At 58.3% G+C, this 17,407-nt stretch carries 12 protein-coding genes; 9 read left to right on the top strand and 3 right to left on the bottom strand.

Annotated elements, in window-relative coordinates; all coding sequences use genetic code 11:
- Positions 1-39: 39 nt before the first annotated feature.
- From D2E25_RS09225 to D2E25_RS09185, 9 genes are all read left to right on the top strand, one after another.
- Entirely contained in the window at positions 40-1,350 is a 1,311-nt protein-coding gene (locus D2E25_RS09225) for an ABC transporter substrate-binding protein (protein ID WP_125982083.1), read from the top strand.
- A 201-nt stretch (positions 1,351-1,551) separates the two neighbouring features.
- Entirely contained in the window at positions 1,552-2,556 is a 1,005-nt protein-coding gene (locus tag D2E25_RS09220; RefSeq protein ID WP_125982081.1) for a glycoside hydrolase family 43 protein, read from the top strand.
- 464 nt (positions 2,557-3,020) lie between these two features.
- Complete coding sequence (locus D2E25_RS09215) at positions 3,021-4,823, top strand: FTR1 family iron permease (protein ID WP_420897350.1); 1,803 nt, start codon at positions 3,021-3,023, stop codon at positions 4,821-4,823.
- A gap of 70 nt (positions 4,824-4,893) precedes the next feature.
- Positions 4,894-5,580 carry an iron transporter gene (locus tag D2E25_RS09210; RefSeq protein WP_125982076.1) on the top strand — a complete coding sequence of 229 codons (687 nt, stop codon included), beginning with the start codon at positions 4,894-4,896 and terminating at the stop codon, positions 5,578-5,580.
- 319 nt (positions 5,581-5,899) lie between these two features.
- Positions 5,900-7,168 carry a DUF2318 domain-containing protein gene (locus tag D2E25_RS09205; protein WP_125982072.1) on the top strand — a complete coding sequence of 423 codons (1,269 nt, stop codon included), beginning with the start codon at positions 5,900-5,902 and terminating at the stop codon, positions 7,166-7,168.
- A gap of 22 nt (positions 7,169-7,190) precedes the next feature.
- Entirely contained in the window at positions 7,191-8,498 is a 1,308-nt protein-coding gene (locus tag D2E25_RS09200) for an ABC transporter permease (protein ID WP_125982069.1), read from the top strand.
- Positions 8,499-8,543: 45 nt separating this feature from the next.
- Positions 8,544-9,983 (top strand): ABC transporter permease, encoded by a 1,440-nt coding sequence (locus D2E25_RS09195; RefSeq protein WP_164514795.1) that lies wholly within the window; start codon positions 8,544-8,546, stop codon positions 9,981-9,983.
- A 61-nt stretch (positions 9,984-10,044) separates the two neighbouring features.
- Entirely contained in the window at positions 10,045-10,851 is an 807-nt protein-coding gene (locus tag D2E25_RS09190) for an ABC transporter ATP-binding protein (RefSeq protein WP_125982142.1), read from the top strand.
- A 14-nt stretch (positions 10,852-10,865) separates the two neighbouring features.
- Positions 10,866-11,429, top strand: a complete 564-nt coding sequence (locus D2E25_RS09185) for an FMN-binding protein (RefSeq protein ID WP_125982066.1) — start codon at positions 10,866-10,868, stop codon at positions 11,427-11,429.
- Positions 11,430-11,459: 30 nt separating this feature from the next.
- Here D2E25_RS09185 and D2E25_RS09180 read toward each other — a convergent pair whose 3' ends face one another.
- The 3 genes from D2E25_RS09180 to D2E25_RS09170 form a co-directional block, all read right to left on the bottom strand.
- Positions 11,460-12,038: a TetR/AcrR family transcriptional regulator gene (locus D2E25_RS09180; protein ID WP_125982063.1), complete on the bottom strand. Its 579-nt coding sequence runs from the start codon at positions 12,036-12,038 to the stop codon at positions 11,460-11,462.
- An 89-nt stretch (positions 12,039-12,127) separates the two neighbouring features.
- On the bottom strand, positions 12,128-14,368 hold the full coding sequence (locus D2E25_RS09175) for a YhgE/Pip domain-containing protein (RefSeq protein WP_125982060.1): 2,241 nt from the start codon (positions 14,366-14,368) through the stop codon (positions 12,128-12,130).
- Positions 14,365-17,046 (bottom strand): YhgE/Pip domain-containing protein, encoded by a 2,682-nt coding sequence (locus D2E25_RS09170; RefSeq protein WP_125982056.1) that lies wholly within the window; start codon positions 17,044-17,046, stop codon positions 14,365-14,367. Before D2E25_RS09170 ends, D2E25_RS09175 begins: the two co-directional genes overlap by 4 nt.
- Positions 17,047-17,407: the final 361 nt, after the last annotated feature.

Here is a 17,407-nt window from a genome sequence, read left to right as displayed (position 1 = left end):
GGGAGATGCCCGGTCGAACGGAAGCAAAGGAGCGTTCGTATGTTTATGAAGAAGCTTGCGGCGGCCGGACTCGCGGCCGCGACGCTGATGTCGGTTGCCGCGTGCGGCAGCACCACCGCGTCGAACGGCGGATCGTCCTCCGGCAGCGAGAAGACCACCATTACCGTGTGGGCATGGGAGCCGTTGATCGAGAAGACCGTCGCCGGATTTGAAAAGGAAAACCCGAACATCAAGGTCAAGGTCGTCAACGCCGGCACCAACAATGACGAATACACAGCGCTTTCCAACGCGGTCAACGCCGGCTCCGGCGCCCCCGATCTAGTGCAGCTCGACTTCAACGCCGTACCGCAGTTCGCCTACTCCGGCGCTCTCGAGGATATGAGCCAGTACGGCGGCGACAAGGTGCTCAGCAAGTTCACTGCGGGCGCGCAGTCCGGTGCAACGGTGGACGGCAAGATGTACGGCATGCCGATGGGCACCGGCCCGATGGCCTTGTTTTATAACAAGGATGTCTTCGACAAGGCTGGCGTAACTGAAGCCCCGAAGACGTGGGACGAGTATTACGAGGCTGCCAAGAAGATTCATGCGCTCGGCTCCGACTACTACATCACCTCCGACACTGGTGACGCCGGCTTCGCAATGTCGATGATCTGGCTCGCAGGCGGCCAGCCCTTCAAGGTCGATGGTGAGAACGTGACCATTAACCTCACCGGTGACTCCGGCGTCAAAGCATTCGCTGAATTCTGGCAGAAGATGATCGACGAGGACCTTATCGACACCAAGACCGCCGGCTGGTCCGACGAATGGTACAAGTCGCTCAACAACGGCCACATCGCTTCGCTGATTACCGGCGCTTGGATGCCGATCACCCTGGAGAACAGCGTCGCCGACGCTGCCGGCAAGTATCGCGTGGCCAACACCCCGACCCCGAACGGCGAAGAGGTCAACTCCGAGAACGGCGGCGGCGCACTGGCCATCGTCAAGGGTTCCAAGAACGCTGAGGCCGCCTACAAGTTCGCCGAATACGTCGGCATCGGTGGTGGTAACAAGACCTTCACCGAAGGCGGCAGCTTCCCGCCGGATACCGCCACCCTGGAGGACAGCTCCTTCACCGACAAGACCAGCGACTACTTCGGCGGTCAGAAGGCCAACGAGGTACTCGCTAAGGCAGCTGAGGACGTCAAGGAATCCTTCACCTTCCTGCCCTTCCAGGTTTACGGCAACTCCATCTACGCAGACACCGTCGGCAAGGCATTCAGCGGCAATGGCACGATGATGGAGGGCTTCGCAGCTTGGCAGAAGCAGCTGGTCGAGTACGGCAATGGTCAGGGCTTCAAGGTCAACGAGTGACGAATGACGGGCAATAGGCCGAAAGGCCGTTGCGAAAGCTGACGGCGACAAGCGCCCGGCGGGCATAGCTGCCGCCCGGGCGATCGCTGGAACAAATGAGAATATGTGCGCGCGGTACCTTCTTACTTCCTTCCTTCTGGGCGCCGCGCGCTTTTTCATGCGACCGGGTGATTGCGGTCGAACGGTTGCGAGTGAACGATCATGCGGGGGAATGACATGGATGACGAACGGTATCTGTACGCCTACTTCCACGGCGACGAAAGCCTGGATGACGACCAGCAGGTGCGATTCGCCGTCAGTGGCGACGCGCTGCATTGGACGACGATGAACGGCGGCCGCCCGGTGCTGCGTTCGGATATCGGCGACGGCGGCGTGCGCGATCCGTTCCTGATTCGCCTGCCGCAAGGCGGATTTGTGATTATCGCGACCGATCTGCAGATCAAGAATCCACGATATGTTTCGCCTGACCGTTCCCCGTGGGATCAGGCGCAGATCATCGGCAGTCACGATATTGCGATCTGGCGGTCCGACGATCTTGTGCATTGGAACGGCCCGCAGCTGGTCGATGTGGTCGGCGGTTGCCCGCTCGGCAACGTGTGGGCGCCCAAAGCCACGTTCGTGGCAGAATACGGTGCCTATCTGGTGTATTGGGCTGGCACCTGCGCTGATGACGATTACGCGCGCAACCGCATCTACGCTTGCTGGACTGAGGATTTCCGCGATTTTTCGCCGATGTTCACGCTGATCGAACGCGATCATTCATGCATCGACGCTGAGCTGACTCGTCGCGGTGACGGCCGCTGGGTGCTGTACATGAAGAACGAAACCGACAAGATCGTCGATGTATACGTGTCCGATCGGCTGTTCGACGATGATGTAGAGTCGGGCGCAGATTCGCGCCCGACTGTCCCGCTGTCCTGTGCTTTTAGACGTATTGATCAGCCAGCGATCAGCAGTCTGCACGGTGTCGAAGGTCCCTGCGCCGTCGCGCGCGCGGGCGGCGACGTCGTACTGTATCTCGACGAATACATGGGCGCCAAGCGCGGCTATATGCCGTTGATTGGTGACGATCCGACGCGTGCTGGCTCGTTCGCGCTTGCCGGCTTGGATGATTACCGTATGCCTGACGGTGCTCGGCACGGTTCGATACTGCCGATCACGCGCGAAGAGGCCGCGCGCGTCGAAACAGCGTTCGGCATCGCCTGATACACGTGCCGGGAGTACGCGGGACATTGCGCGGTGTTGGTTCCCGGGCATACGGTCACTGTTTCCGGGCATACAGCCGGTTCAGACGCCCAAAGTGGCCGTATGCCCGGGAAGTGTCTAGGGTGCGTCGGCGTGTTGTGTAGGGACAACGTTGGTAGATATCGGATGGTGAGACGAAGTAGGGGGCATTTTTGATATAAATAGCGTTGATATTCCGCCATAATCGTGGCATTACCGCAAAATCACAAAAAAATCAAGACTGTTTTTTCTGGAAGTTTCCTCGTAGGTTGGTGCGCGATGGGCGAAAGCCTGTATGCGCATATTGAGAGGAAGCTTCAGTAATGTCGAATCGTGCCTTCATAAGTCGTGCCGTCGCACAGTTGACGGTCGCACGCACGGCAATGAAAACGATCGCGGCCAAGATAACGGTTGCTGTGATCGCGTTCGTCGCCGCGCTTGTGACCATGCTGGCGATTGCTGTCGCGCCACTTTCGACTGCATCATCGCCGGTCGCTGCGATCCTGCCGGCTGCGCGCGTTGCTGTCGCTGATGAGAGCAGCAGCGTCGATTATGAAACATGGTCAGCTGTTGCTAAAGCTATTGATAAGCAGCTGCAGGACGGCCTCAAGGAATACACGTCTGGTAACACGGCCGGCTCCACGTCCAAGTTCATGGCCGCGTACAACACGATCTACATCGCGTCCAACTTCACCGCTGTCGTGCGCGACTCGGTCAGCTCCGACAAGCAGGCCGCACAACAGCAGGCGTTCCAGGACATCCAGAATCTCTCGTACACGGGCGGCAACGACGATCAGCTCAAGCAGAAGATCGCCGATCTGGTCAATGACCTGACTGCGACCGCGCAGCAGCTCGACGCGAACACCAGCCTCGCTAACCCGAAGAAGTACGCCGAAGACCTGCAGGCGCAGATTGCCAAGGAGCGTAAGGAACTCGACGCCAAAAAGAAGAAGAACCCGGGCAAGGGCAACCGTTCGTGGACCGACGTGGCCAACGAAATGACACCGATCCTCGATAACGCGTACAAGGCATACGCGGCGGGCGACGGCGCGAAGGGCGCCACGCTCGTCAACAACGCGTACTACCAGTACTACGAGAAGCTCGGCTTCGAGAAGAACGTGATGAATGCGATTAGCGGCGACCGTGTTTCGCAGGTTGAATACCAGTTCAAGATGTGCCGCAAGTCGATGAACACGGGCGCGGATTTGAAGAGCACCAAGAAGCTCGTCGACGATCTTAAGGCCATGCTGGTCAAGGATGCAGGCATCCTCGACGGCGGTGCAGCTGATAAGGAAGGCGGTTTCACCAAGCTCATCACCAGCGCGGTCGGTCAGGCGTTCTTGATCCTCATTCGCGAGGGCCTCGAAGCACTGCTCGTGGTCGCGGCCGTGGTCGCGTACCTCGTCAAGTCCGGCAACAAGCGCTTCACCAAGTGGATCTACCTCGGCGTGCTCGCGGGTCTCGCGGGTGCTGGCGTGGTCGCGGTGATCTTCGTGCTCGCATTCGGCGGCTCCGGCCCAGTGCAGGAGATTATGGAAGGCGTGTGCGCACTCGTGGCTATGGGCATGCTGCTGTGGACCAGCAACTGGATGCTTAACAAGTCGAGCGTTGAGGCGTGGAATCGTTACATTCGCAACAAGACTGAGGCGGCCGTTAAGTCGGTGTCCGCTCAGGTTGAGGCTGGCGATCGCGTTGCGTTCGGCACGGTGATTTCGCTGGCCATGCTGAGCTTCCTCGCGGTGTTCCGTGAGGGCGCCGAAACCGTGATCTTCTACCAGTCGATCTACACGATGAGCCAGGATACGCACGGCATGTGGGTTGGCGGTATCGCCGCGGCCGTAGTGCTGGTGATTATCTTCTTCGTTATCCGATTCACGTCGGTGAAGATTCCGATCGGCCCGTTCTTCCTCGTCACGTCGATCCTGATGTCGGTGCTCGTGGTTGTCTTCGCAGGCGGCGGCGTGCACTCGCTGATCGAAGGCGACGCACTGCCCGCCACATACCTGCAGGGCGTGCCAACGAACGACTGGCTCGGCTTCTACCCGTACGTTGAGTGCATCGTTGCGCAGGTGATCGCGGCCATCGCAGTGATTGCACTGTTCGTGGTCGGCTTCGCCAAGCAGCGCAAGGCTAAGGCCGAGCTGGCTGCTGGCGGTTCCGGCAAGTCCAACAAGACTGGTGGTGCGGATAACGACTCCGACGATGCAGCATCGGCTGCCGCTGCCGTCGTCACGACTGCTGCAGTCTGACCTGAGAACCTGAAGAATTCAGGAATCTAAGATTTTCCCCAAAATTTCAACCTAAACAAAGGAAGAGAAAATGAAGAACAAGAAGATTGCAGCCCTCCTGGGCGTGCTGCTCGCCGGTTCGATGGCTGTCTCGCTGGCCGCCTGCGGTTCGACTAACAATGCGTCGAACGACACCAAGTCGGACACTTCCACCTCCGACACCAAGTCCGACACCTCGTCGGACTCCAGCTCTGATTCCGGTGCTGGCTTCGAGGAAGTTCCGGTTGGCCCGTCCGGCACCGCTGAAGAGCAGGATCAGGACAGCGGTCCGCTGACCGTTGGCGCTGTGTACTTCCAGCCGATCGATATGGAACCGGCTTCCTCTGGCCTCAAGGCTGCGGACGCTTCCTTCCACCTTGAAGCTGACATTCACGCCAACGAAGAGGGCACCAAGCTCGGCTATGGTAAGGGCGACTTCGTGCCGGACCTGACCGTGAACTACACGATCATCGACAAGTCCACTGGCAAGGAAGTTGAAGGCGGCAAGGCTACCTCCGGTACCTTCATGCAGATGAACGCCTCCGACGGCCCGCACTACGGTGCTAACGTGAAGCTCGACAAGGCTGGCACCTACCAGCTCAAGCTCTCGATCGAGTCCCCGGCTGCTAAGGGCTGGATGCTGCACGTTGACCCGGAAACCGGCGTCACCGGCCGCTTCTGGACCGAGCCGATCGAAGTCACCTTCGACAACTGGGATTACACGCCGCGTCAGTGGTGAGCGCGTAAGCGAACAGTCCGGTGGACTGTTCGTAGCGCTCACGGGCGATGCGATAGCATCGCCCAGGACAGCCAGCCGAAGGCTGTCCTCCAGGGTCACGACGGAGTGGCCGAGCCGTTAAAAAACAACCCGGTGGGTTGTTTTTAGGCGAGGGTGAGCGATAGCGAGCCAGCAATAAACGCGTTCGCGACAGCGAACGTCCGAATAACGCCGGCGGTATCGTTGATTCCATTGTGGCGATATAGCAAAACGCTCCCTTCCGCATGAGGGGAGCTTTTGCTGTTTTTAGGATGTTGGGCGAAACGATGAAAGGACGCGAATGCTTGAACAATTCGTGGCGGTGATGCCGGGGACGTTGGCCCCTGCATTGCTCGTGATGTGCCTGAGCGTGATGCTCACGGTCGGCGAGGGGCGCGACAAGCCGATGAGCACGCATTGGCGTCTGGGCGGCCTGATCATCGGTACGGTCGCGGCGATCATATTCGCTGCCCTGCGAGCGTCGGCCGTCATCAACCAGCGCACGTTCATCAACTATCCGGTGCTGTGCGTCGCGGTTGTTGTTGACTTGCTCGCGATCGTAATCGTCATCTGCGCGCGAAAAATCACCACGAACTGGCAGCAGCATGCGATTTGGATGCATGTTGCGAACGCGATCGCCGCGCTCGACATCGCGCTCACGCTGTTTTACGCGCTGCCTGACGTGATCTTGCAGTTGACGATCTGGGTTGAACCTGGCGACCCGATTTTCACGTCGGCGATGCTGCTGCGCGCGCTCGGCTTCGCGCTGGGACTGGCGATGTCGATTATTGTCGCCGCAATCTTCCGCACAATGCGTTCGACCGCGGTGCGATTCGCGTTCACGGTTGCTGTTGTGTTGACGATGGCGATCCTGTTCGTGCAGCATCTGACCGGCCTTGCGCAGATCTTGCAGGCGCGTGGATTCCCGATGAACCACACCGAGTTTGTGTTGCTCGCATGGTCGATTAACAACAATCGCGGCATGATCATGGCGCAGGCGTTCACGTTCCTGATTCCGGCCATCGCGTCGATCGTCGCCGGATTGCGCATGCCGATGACCGGCCCGAACGAGGCGACCGTGCGCAAGCACAAGGCGTTCCGCCGTCGTGCGATCGCCGCTGCCGCATGGAGCGTCGTTGCGGCAATCGGTGTGACTGCAACGCTCACGTTTGGCGTGGCTGCTACCCAGCAGGAAGTCACGCTTTCGCCGCCGGAAGCGTATTCGCTGAAGGACGGCGTGGCGACGATTCCGTTCAGTCAGGTCGAGGATGGCCACTTGCATCGTTTTGAATACAAGGCGAAAGATGGCACCGTGATGCGGTTTATCATCATCAAGAAGAACGGTGGCGCATACGGTATCGGCCTCGACGCGTGCGAGAACTGCGGCGACGCGGGCTACTACGAGAAGGACGGCAAGATCATCTGCAAGAAGTGCGAGGTTGCGATCAACTTGGCGACCATCGGCTTCCGCGGTGGCTGCAACCCAGTGCCGTTCCCCTACAAGACCGGTAACGGCAAGATCACCATTCAGACTGCGGATCTGGACGCCCTGAGCGCCCACTTCCAGTGAACGCCGGCAGGAGGCAAGAATCATGTTCTTTCTGCGAATGATCGCGCGGTCGTTCACGCGCCAGCTGCGTAGGCGGCTGCTTATCGCGCTTACTGTGTGCCTGTCGGCCACGGTGAGCGTCTCGATGTTGGGCGTCGTGTTCGATGTCGGTGACAAGCTCAACGCTGAGCTGTCGACGTACGGTTCGAATATCGTCGTACAGCCGAAGGCCGACGCGGTCGTCTCCGACTTGTACAACACCACAGGGCTTACTGGTGCGGCCGCCCAAGCCGATCCGACCGCGTTCCTCAAGGAATCGGACGCGGCGAAAATCAAAACAATCTTCTGGGCATTCAACATCACCAACTTTGCGCCGCAGCTTAACGTGCACGCTGAAGTCAATGGCACGAACGCGCCGCTGGTAGGCACCTGGTTCAACAAGGAATTAAAGCTCGCGTCCGGCGAGACGACCGTGGTCGGTGTTGAGGGTATGCGTTCGTGGTGGAAGATCGAAGGTACATGGCCGAAGGACGATACCGATCAGGGCATGATCGGCGCGACGCTCGCGCAGCAGCTCGGCGTCAAGATCGGCGATACGGTCACTCTCAAGAAGACCACCGCGTCCGGCAAACACAACGAGCAGGCGATCAAAATCGTCGGCGTGTACGATTCCGGCGATGACGAGAACGGCTCACTGTACTTGTCGAGTTCGGTTGCGCAAGTGCTTGCGGACTTGCCTGATTCAGCCGACAAAATCGAGGTGAAGGCGCTTACTACGCCGGAGAACGACCTCGCGCGTAAGGCTGCGCAGAACCCAGCCGCGCTCAGCCAGGACGACTGGGAGACGTGGTATTGCACTGCATACCCGAGTTCGATCGCCTATCAGATCGAAGAGGTGATTCCGGGTGCGGTTGCCAAGCAGGTGCGTCAGGTTGCTGCGCTGCAGGGCAATGTGCTGCAAAAGACGCAGGCCGTGATGATTTTGATGACGATTTTGAGCCTGATCGCGGCGGCCGTGGCTGTAGCGAACCTGATGGTTGCCTCGATTGGTGAACGGTCAGCTGAACTGGCGCTGCTTAAGGCGATCGGCGCGACGGATGGCGCAGTGTCTCGTCTGATGATGGCTGAGACGGCGGCGATCGCGCTGCTTGGTGCTTTGGTCGGCGCTGGGCTTGGCTCTGGCGTCGCGCAGCTGATCGGTCACGTGGTGTTTGGTTCGGGCATCACGATGCGCCCGATGGTGTTCGTGCTCGTGTTCGTACTGCTCGCGATCACCGTGCTTATCGCGTCTGCGTCGTCGATCCGCTCGATCCTGAGCCTTAAGCCCGCGGAGGTGCTCCATGGCCGGTGAGTTCTTCTGGGGAAAGAGTCGTGTGCATGAGAAAGGAGTGGTGAGATGACGAATACGGGAATGTTCTTCCGCATGCTGTTCAGCGCCGTGTTCCGGCGGCGCTCGCGTGCAATGATGGCGGTTGTCGCATCGCTCGTCGGCGCGGCCACGCTGTTTTGCCTAGCGATGATCTGCATCGCCGTGCCGCAGCAGATGAACGAAGAAATGCGCGCATACGGCGCGAACCTGATCGTCACGCCGACCTCATCCACGACGTCCGGCGACAAAGCCGGCATCGATTCTGCGATGGTCGAACACACGACCGAGATGGTTGCGGCAAAAGGCTCTGAGAAGCATGCAACCTACCGCTATGAGAATGTGCGCGTAAACGCTGCCCCATACGTGATGGCTGGCGTGGACGCTAAGCAGGTGAAGAACCTCAACCATCACTGGGTGATTGATGGCTCGTGGCCGTCCGATGGCAAGGTGCTCATCGGCCGTGATATCGCCGACGCGATCGGTCTCAAGGTCGGCTCGCGTATCACCATCGGCTACCGCGCCTCCGACAACGCCTCCACCTCCACTGCCAACGGCTCCGGGAACACCACATCCTCGGCCCCCTCGGTGGGGTCGAGCCGTGGAGGAAACGCCGGTGGCGTTTCTAGGCGAGAGAGCGACGACAGTCGCTCCAACGAAGCGGCCGAAGGCTCCGCAGTTGCTGGGCAGGCTGGCTCCGCGAACGCGGAGACTGGGGGAGCGTCAGAAGGCTCCGCCTCCACCGCCGACGGCACGACCGACACCCAACAGTCCCAGTCCTCCTCCGGCCAACCCACTCAGGACGGCCGCGTTTCCAGCGACATCATGGATACGTCCGGCACTGAATTCCGCGTCGCTGGCATCGTCGACACCGGTGGCAGCGAGGACTCGATCATCTACGCCACCAACGCTGATGTCAACAAGCTCACCGGCGTCACACGTGGCGTTGACGTTATCGAATACTCCGCCGGCGCGAGCGATCTCAACGCGTTAGTGACCAGCATCAACGACATGACCTCCATGCACGTCAAGGCGCAGCAGGTCACCAAGATCACCGCGTCCGATACGCGCATTATCACGATGCTGCAAACGCTGTTCTGGATTGTTTCGCTCGTCGTACTCGTGCTCACGCTTGTCGGCGTCGGTACCACGATCAGTTCGATCGTCTCGCAGCGTCGCAACGAAATCGGCTTGCGCAAGGCGCTCGGTGCAAGCTCGTCAGCGATCGGCGTCGAATTCTATGTCGAATCGGCTATGTACGGCCTTATCGGCGGCTTGCTCGGTACTGCGATCGGCTACGGGCTCGCGCAATGGCTGTGCGTGGCCGTGTTCGAACGGTCGATCGGCTTCAACTGGGGGCTCGGCGTCGCGTCCGTGCTGCTTGCGGCGATTGTTGCGGTTGTGGCAAGTATCCCGCCCGTGCATCGCGCTACGCGCATTGACCCGGCCGTCGTGCTGCGCGAGGAATGATTCGACTGCCATTCGGTCCCCCGTACAACGCTTGTGAATAACGTAAGGAAACATCATGGATATGCTGCTTGAACTCGACCATATCTCGAAGATTTACGGCGAACTGCACGCTGTAGACGACCTCAATCTGACTGTGCCGCAGGGCGAATGGCTGGCGATCGTCGGCTCGTCCGGCTCCGGCAAAACCACGCTGATGAACATGATCGGCTGCATGGACACGCCGTCGAAGGGCTCCGTCAAACTCGAAGGTCGCAAGCTCGAGGACCTCAACGCTGGCCAGCTCGCTGACGTGCGTAAGAACATGATCGGCCTCGTGTTCCAGAAGTTCTACCTCGTGCCGCACCTGACTGCTGTGGAAAACGTGATGGTCGCGCAGTACTACCACTCGGTCGTCGACGAAAAGCAGGCGCTTGAAGCGCTGGATCGCGTGGGGCTCAAGGATCGTGCACACCACCTGCCCAGTCAGCTGTCCGGCGGCGAACAGCAGCGCGTGTGCATCGCGCGTGCACTGATCAACGATCCAAAGCTGATTCTCGCCGACGAGCCGACCGGTAACCTTGACGAGAAGAACGAGAAGATCGTGCTCGACCTGTTCCGCCAGCTGCACGAGCAGGGCACGACGATCATCGTCGTCACGCACGATGCTTTGGTGGCGAGCTGCGCCGAACGCGAGATCATGCTCAACCACGGTGTGCTTGTCGGCGAAAAATGGAATGACGAGAACGCGCGGAAGGCGTACGAGGCGGCGGGCGGCCGCCCGGCATCAACTGGCGCTCAAGTTGAGGGCGCGCAGACTGGTGAGACTGCGATCGGCTTCGCAGACCCTACCAAGGCCGCGAAAACCGGTGGGGAAGAAGTCACGGAGTAGGTAAGGTTGCTGGTATGAGCGATACGAACACGTTGAAGAAATCGGTGACGCTGGCGGCAGCGGGATTGGTTGCAGCGGGAGCGCTGCTTGCTGGATGCGGTGAGCCTAAGGCGACGCCGATGAACGATGAGTATGCTGGCAACTCTGGCGAAACGCAGCAGTCGCAGGAGGACCAGTCGCAGTCTGGTGATGATTCATCTTCGACTGATTCCGGCTCGTCATCATCTGGTGCGGGTAGCCGCGATACTGGTACGAAGTCTGATAAGAAAGACACCGGCAATTACGCGGACGGCACGTATTCGGTAAATGGCCAGTACGGGCCGATCGGCGAGGACACAATCGACGTACACGTGACCGTCAAAGACCAGAATGTCGAGAACGTGGAAATCGTTGGTCACCCGTTCACGAGTATTTCGAAGAAACACCAGACTGATTTCGCCGAGGCGATTAACGGCGTCGTCGATGGCAAGCCGCTGAAAGACTTGAAGGTTGACACGGTTGCCGGCGCGAGCTGGACTACTGACGCGTTTAATGCTGCTCTTGAGGTAGCTCGCCAGGAAGCGTCGATTCAAGAGTAGATGTAGCTAGCGCAGATGTATCGCGTGCCATTACATGCGCGCGAGCGCTGGCCAAAGCAAGGTGGTCATGCGATCTGCCCAAGCGTCAGCTGTATCAGGTGTGAGTGCTTTCGCGGCCAGCATCGAGCCGAGCACAGTGTCGAAGAGGAAGCGCGCATCTGCATTCGCGCAAAACGTTTTGTTTGCTACACCGCGCGCAATGAATTGCGCAAACCGCTGCTGTGCTGGATCGATGATCTGCCTCGCTAAGCCATGTACTGCCTGATTATTGGTCGAAAGCACTGCGCCTACCGCTTTGAGACCAATTTCACTGTTGAAACTAGCTGCGACTCGTTCCAATAAGGTGTGCAATCCTTCTCGAGTGGTTTCGAGATGCTCAAATTCCGGCAGGTTCACTGCTTCAATTTGCAAATGATGCAGCAGATCGTCGGTATTGCGGTAACGCCGGTAGATTGTGGTTTTTGCGACGCCAGACCTGCGCGATACTTCTTCAATGGTCATCGCACCAATACCGTCTGAAATAAGAATATCGAGCGTTGCTTGGGTAATCTTGCGGTCGGTAGCCTCGCGCGTGCGCGTGGCGCGTGGCGTGCTGATCATCGATGTCATCGTATCTTCTTCCAATGTGTTTATTCGTTTCTGTCCTTGTGAAACACCATGCGAAACAATCCGTGAAACAACCTGTGAAAACGCAGTGCTCACAGCAGTTTCGTGCTCTCCACTTTGGCCACATACCAACGGTTAAACCCAACTAGTGGTTTACGCAGCACCAAGCCCAGCAGCACAATCGGCGGCACAAACAACAGCAGCTTGCCCATCGCAATCCAATAATCATTCATGTACATGCCAGCAATCGCCGCGCGCAGCATCGTCACCGAATGCGTAATCGGCAAGAACGGGCTGATCACACTCACAAATCCAGGCAACACTTGCAGTGGGTACGCGGCACCTGAACCGCAGATTTGCACCACCAGGTACAGTACGCCAATCGCCTTACCCACATTGCCGAAACTCACCACCAGCGTGTAAATAAAGAACGCGTACACCAATCCGCTCGCCCAGCCGGCCAACATATACAGCAGCGGATGCACCGACTGCACATGCAAAAACAGCAGATTACCGCCGCACAATACCGTGCTTTGCAGCAGCGAAATCACCGCAAACACGCCAAAATGCCCCAAATACAGCTGATGCGGGCGCGGCTGCCGGCCGCCAGCAAGCGCCGCCAATTCAGCACGCACCTTGCGCGAAACCGTAGTTTTCAACGTCACCGACATCAGCAACGCGCCCACCCACAACGGCAGCAGCGTGTACAGCGGGCTAAGCGACGAGCCGAAATTCGCGACCGGGAACACGGCCTTGCGCTTCAACTGCACCGGCGCAGACAGTGTTTCCGCGAGCGAAGCTGAATCCTCACTCAGTAGATCTCTCACCATACTCATATTGCCGCTGTTGAGCGCGTTCGCCAGAGCATCACTGAAATTGCTGAGTTTATCGCTGGTCTTGCGCAAGGTTGCAGCGGCGGCAGTTAGCGAATCGTGCACGTCAGCGAGCTTCTCATCAGTGGATTTCGCGGTTGCTTGCAGATCATCAACCGTACTGGTGAGCTTGCTTGAACCGGAGTCCAGCGAGGAGGTCATCGAACCGACCGTTTTTGCTACAGCAGTAACCTTCGAAGACACATTGTCGTTGAAATTCGTTTTCAACCCAGCCACCGCGTCGTGCGCTTGCGTGGCGAGATCTTTGACGTGCTGGCGATCCTGCTTCGCAGTATCGCGCTTCGCGTCAATGTTATCTGCCGCAGTGTTCAGCGCATCGCGCAATGCGGTCTGCCGAGTAATCACCGTATCCAAAGCATCCAATGTGAGCTTCAGCGCGCGCGTGGCTGCCGATGAGACAACGCTAGAGCTAGAACCAGAACCGTTAGCGCCCGGCGCATCCGGCAGCGCAGCTACCGCGTTGCGAATCGACTGATACTCGGCGATTTGCCCATCGACTGCTTTCGCTTGCGCGCGCACATTCGACGCCACATCAGCAGCTGAATCATCAGCGGAAGCAAACACACTGTCGATACTGTCACCAACCGCGGTATAGCTGTCCGCGCTCGTTTGCAATGCGGCGCTCAATGCGTCCGACGCGGTAGTGAGCGAACCAGTAATGTCTTGTGCGCCGCTTTTTGCCGTAGTTAACGCCGATTGTGCGTCGTCCATCGCGCCAGAAGCACTGTCAATCAACGCATCCGCGCTAGAAAACAGTCCAGAAGCCGTATCAGTAAGCGCGCTGTACGTGTCAAGCAAATCAGCAGCATCGTTCATCTGCTGCGCAAAATCGCCAACATTCGTATTGAACTTCGACAGCATCGCCTGCGAATCCGCATCATCCAGTCGGTCAATCAGATTCGACGCGATCGACAACGCAGTATTCGTAATCGTTTGCGCAAAAATCTGATTCACCTGCGCGGAAACCTGATCAGCACCCTGACTTGTCACCGCTGGGGCAAGCGCGTTCGACTTCTGATTCGTGTAGTAGATCAGCTTCGCGTGCTCAGCTTTGTCGGATGAGAAAAACGTCATCATATCGCGGCTGAAATCCTTCGGAATCACCACGGCAGCATAGTATTCGCCAGACTTGGTGCCTTCGATCGCATCGTCTTTCGACGTGAACGTCCAATCCAGCTGGTTGTTGGCACGCAGGGCGGCGATTACCTTATCGCCAACGGTAATCTCCACAGGAACCAGATCGCTGCTATAGCCTTCATCAACACTGGCAACAGCGAACTTTAGGTTCTTCGTGTTGGAGAAGGGGTCCCAGCTGGCTGCCACGTTGAACCAAGTGAACAATGCTGGGATAGCAACGAGTCCGATCACAATGATTACAGACACGACGTTGCTGGTAATGCGGCGCAGATCGCCAACAAAAAGATGCCTCATCGTGCTCATGCCGCATGCCTGCCTTCAGTCGAATTGGAATTGGAAGTATTGTTCGTGTTGTCGTCTGAGTCGTCTGAGTCGTCTGCATCATCCGCGTATCCGCTCACGCCGGCAGCCAGTGCCTGCCGCAAAGTCGCATGATGTCGCGCTCGCGTACCAGCGTGCATGCCACCGCGCGTACCACCGCGCGCATAGAGCAGATCGCGAATCGTATCGTCACTCAGCGTGCCAAGCTCCACTTGGCGTTCGAAACTATCGCGCATCAGCTCAATAGTCATCAAGAAGCCGATAATGAGCAGAATCCACACGATCCACGTCGCCAACGCCACCAGTTTGACGCCCGGCGTCAGCGCAAACACAATCGCCAACATCGCGGGAACCACCAAGCCGGCAATCAGCGCGCCACGCTTGAGCCGCGGATACTGCACAGCAAACCGCTTCGCACGCCGCTCAATGCCACGGCGATACTCGTCGCGATCCGCCAGTGCGCGAATCGCCTGCGAAAGACGATACTGACTGCCGGGCATGTGCACCGGCTCGCCAACAAGAATGTCGCTCTCTTCGATCTCGCGCGCAAACAGACGATTAAGATTCGCCAGCAGCGGCCTCGTAGTCAAACCAACAGCAGAAAACACGACTGCGAACGCCAGTAAACGCGCGATATTTGCCACCCAGTGGCCGTCGTAAAAGCCGCCAATCGTCTCGCGGAATGCGTTGATCGCGTAGCGGAACGGGAACAGTGGGTAGAGCGTGCGGAAGAACCGTGGCATCATCTCAATCGGGTACAAGCCCGAGCCTCCAGGAATCTGCACAATAATCAGTACAATGCAAATCGCCTTGCCCACGTGCATAAACATCGTCGAAAGCGCATACGTAATACTCAAAAACACGAGCGACGTAATCACGCCAGTAACTACAAACGCGAACGCGTTCACTGTTTGCACGCCGATGATGAGATCGCCAATCGTACACACAAGCCCTTGCGCTGCAGCCAGTATCGCCAACAGCAGCCAACGCCCCCAATAGCGTTGCGTGGCACTGGGCTGGTTAAGCCCCTCATCATCAACTTCCAAGCGCACAATCACCATCAGCACAAACGCGCCCACCCACAGCGACAAGCTCGTAAACAGTGGCGCCATACCCGAGCCATACGAGTTCACCGGGAACAGTGTCTTCGTGCGCAGCACCGTCGGCGAAAGCATGAAATCAGCAATCGACGAAGCATTGAGCTTGCCATCCGCGCCCAGCAGATCGCTCAACGCACTCGAACCGCTCAGCGCGCGCAAATCATCACTGAGCGCGGTGAGTTTCGGCTCAAGCGAAGCCAACCCCTTATCGGTTTGCTTCAGCGCGCTCGCAGTAGACTTCGCAGCTTTGTCGAGCTGGTCAAGCGTGGCGTTCGTCTGGCTGATGAGCAGATCTTGCGAACTGACAGCCGTACCCAGCGAACCGGTGGCTTTCACGAGCGATGACAGGCCGCTGTTGAGCTGGGGGAGTGCGTCAGCATTCAGCGACGCGCGCGCATCATTTGCCGCGGTTAGTGACGTGCTGCTCGCCGTGTTCATAGCGCTCGCGGAGTCGGTGATACTGCCGGCTAGTTTGCCAGCATCATTGTTCAGTGTGGTGAGTCGGCTGATGGAGTCGGCAACCGCTTGATTGCGCTGCTGGAGGCGGTTGATGAGCGCCTGCGGAGGATTATCAAGACTGTTGAGCAGGTCGATAATCGTAGCGGTGTCACGATTGACTTGGTCGAGCGTGGTGAGCGCGTCCGCGACGGTTGTGTTCGCTGAATCAATGCCGGCAGAGACGCCTGCGATGCTCGTATCCGCTTTGGCGATCGCCTGCGATATGAGGCTCGAGCCTTTGTCGAGCGCATTTGACGATAGTTTGGCGAAGCCATTGAGCGCCGATTGCGTGCTGTCGATAATTGAAGAGAGGCCAGCTAAGCCCTCGCCTGCTTTGCTCGCGAGCGTGCTGGCATCGGCGATAGCTGTGCGCGCTTGAGCGGTTTTGTTCGGGATCTCGTTGAGTGTATCGGTAAGCTGCGCGATATTGGTGCGCGCTTTGCTGAGCTTGGCAGAAGTGGAGTCCAGCGTGCGAATGGCATTCGACGTGGTTTGATTCGTTTGCGCGTTGGCCTTGTCGCTCGCCTCGTTGACGGCGTCGGAAATCACTTTGCTCGCAGTAGATACGAACGCGCTGTTCACCTGCTGATCGACAGTGGAGGCGCCAACATCAGTGATTTTTGGGGCGATGGCGTTCGCTTTTTCGTTGACGTAATACTCCAGTTGCGGGCGCTTACCGTTGCCGGAGATCACGTTCGCCATGTCATCGCTGAAATCTTTGGGGATGACAATCGCCGCATAACTTTCGCCCGCTTCCACCTGGCGGATCGCTTCAGCGCTGCTGACAAACTGCCAGCCGAGCTGATCATTCTTCTTGAGCTCGGCCACGAGTTGATCGCCGAGCTGCAGATCGCCCAGCATGGCGCTGCTCGTGCCTTTGTCGTTATTGGCAACGGCAACGCGAATATTGCCGGTGTTACCGTACGGGTTCCAGAAGCCGATGATGTTGAACCATGCGTACAGCGGCGGAATCATTACGAGGCCGATCATGATCACCCATGCGGTCGGTACGCGCAGTAGGCGCATGAGATCGCGTCGCACGATTGTCAATACGTTGGTCATTGTCCTCACCAAGGTTGCAGTTTCACGTGAAATAGCGCGGTTTGCGGGGTTTGTGCGGGGTTATGCGCGAGTTATGCGCGAGTTGCGCGGTTGCGTGTGACTCGCGCGCTTGCGGTACGCAAACAGTACACAAACGATACGCAAAGCGTAGCGCTACGCAATCAGTAGCGTAGTGCGATGGGTGAAAAATCGGGCCGAATTGTGCGGCTTCGCAGCATAAATGGTGTGTTGGAGTGCGCGGTGTCTAATGCGCGCAGCAACGGGGGTATTGTGCTAGCAATGTGCAGTCCTTGAGTGGTGTTGCATCCAGCTTTCGCTCCGCCTATGGCACTACGATGAAACCAGATCCGCAATAAGCGGC

This window comes from Bifidobacterium goeldii, from assembly GCF_003951095.1.
Taxonomy (GTDB): domain Bacteria; phylum Actinomycetota; class Actinomycetes; order Actinomycetales; family Bifidobacteriaceae; genus Bifidobacterium; species Bifidobacterium goeldii.
This window is presented reverse-complemented; position numbering and strand designations above follow the sequence as displayed.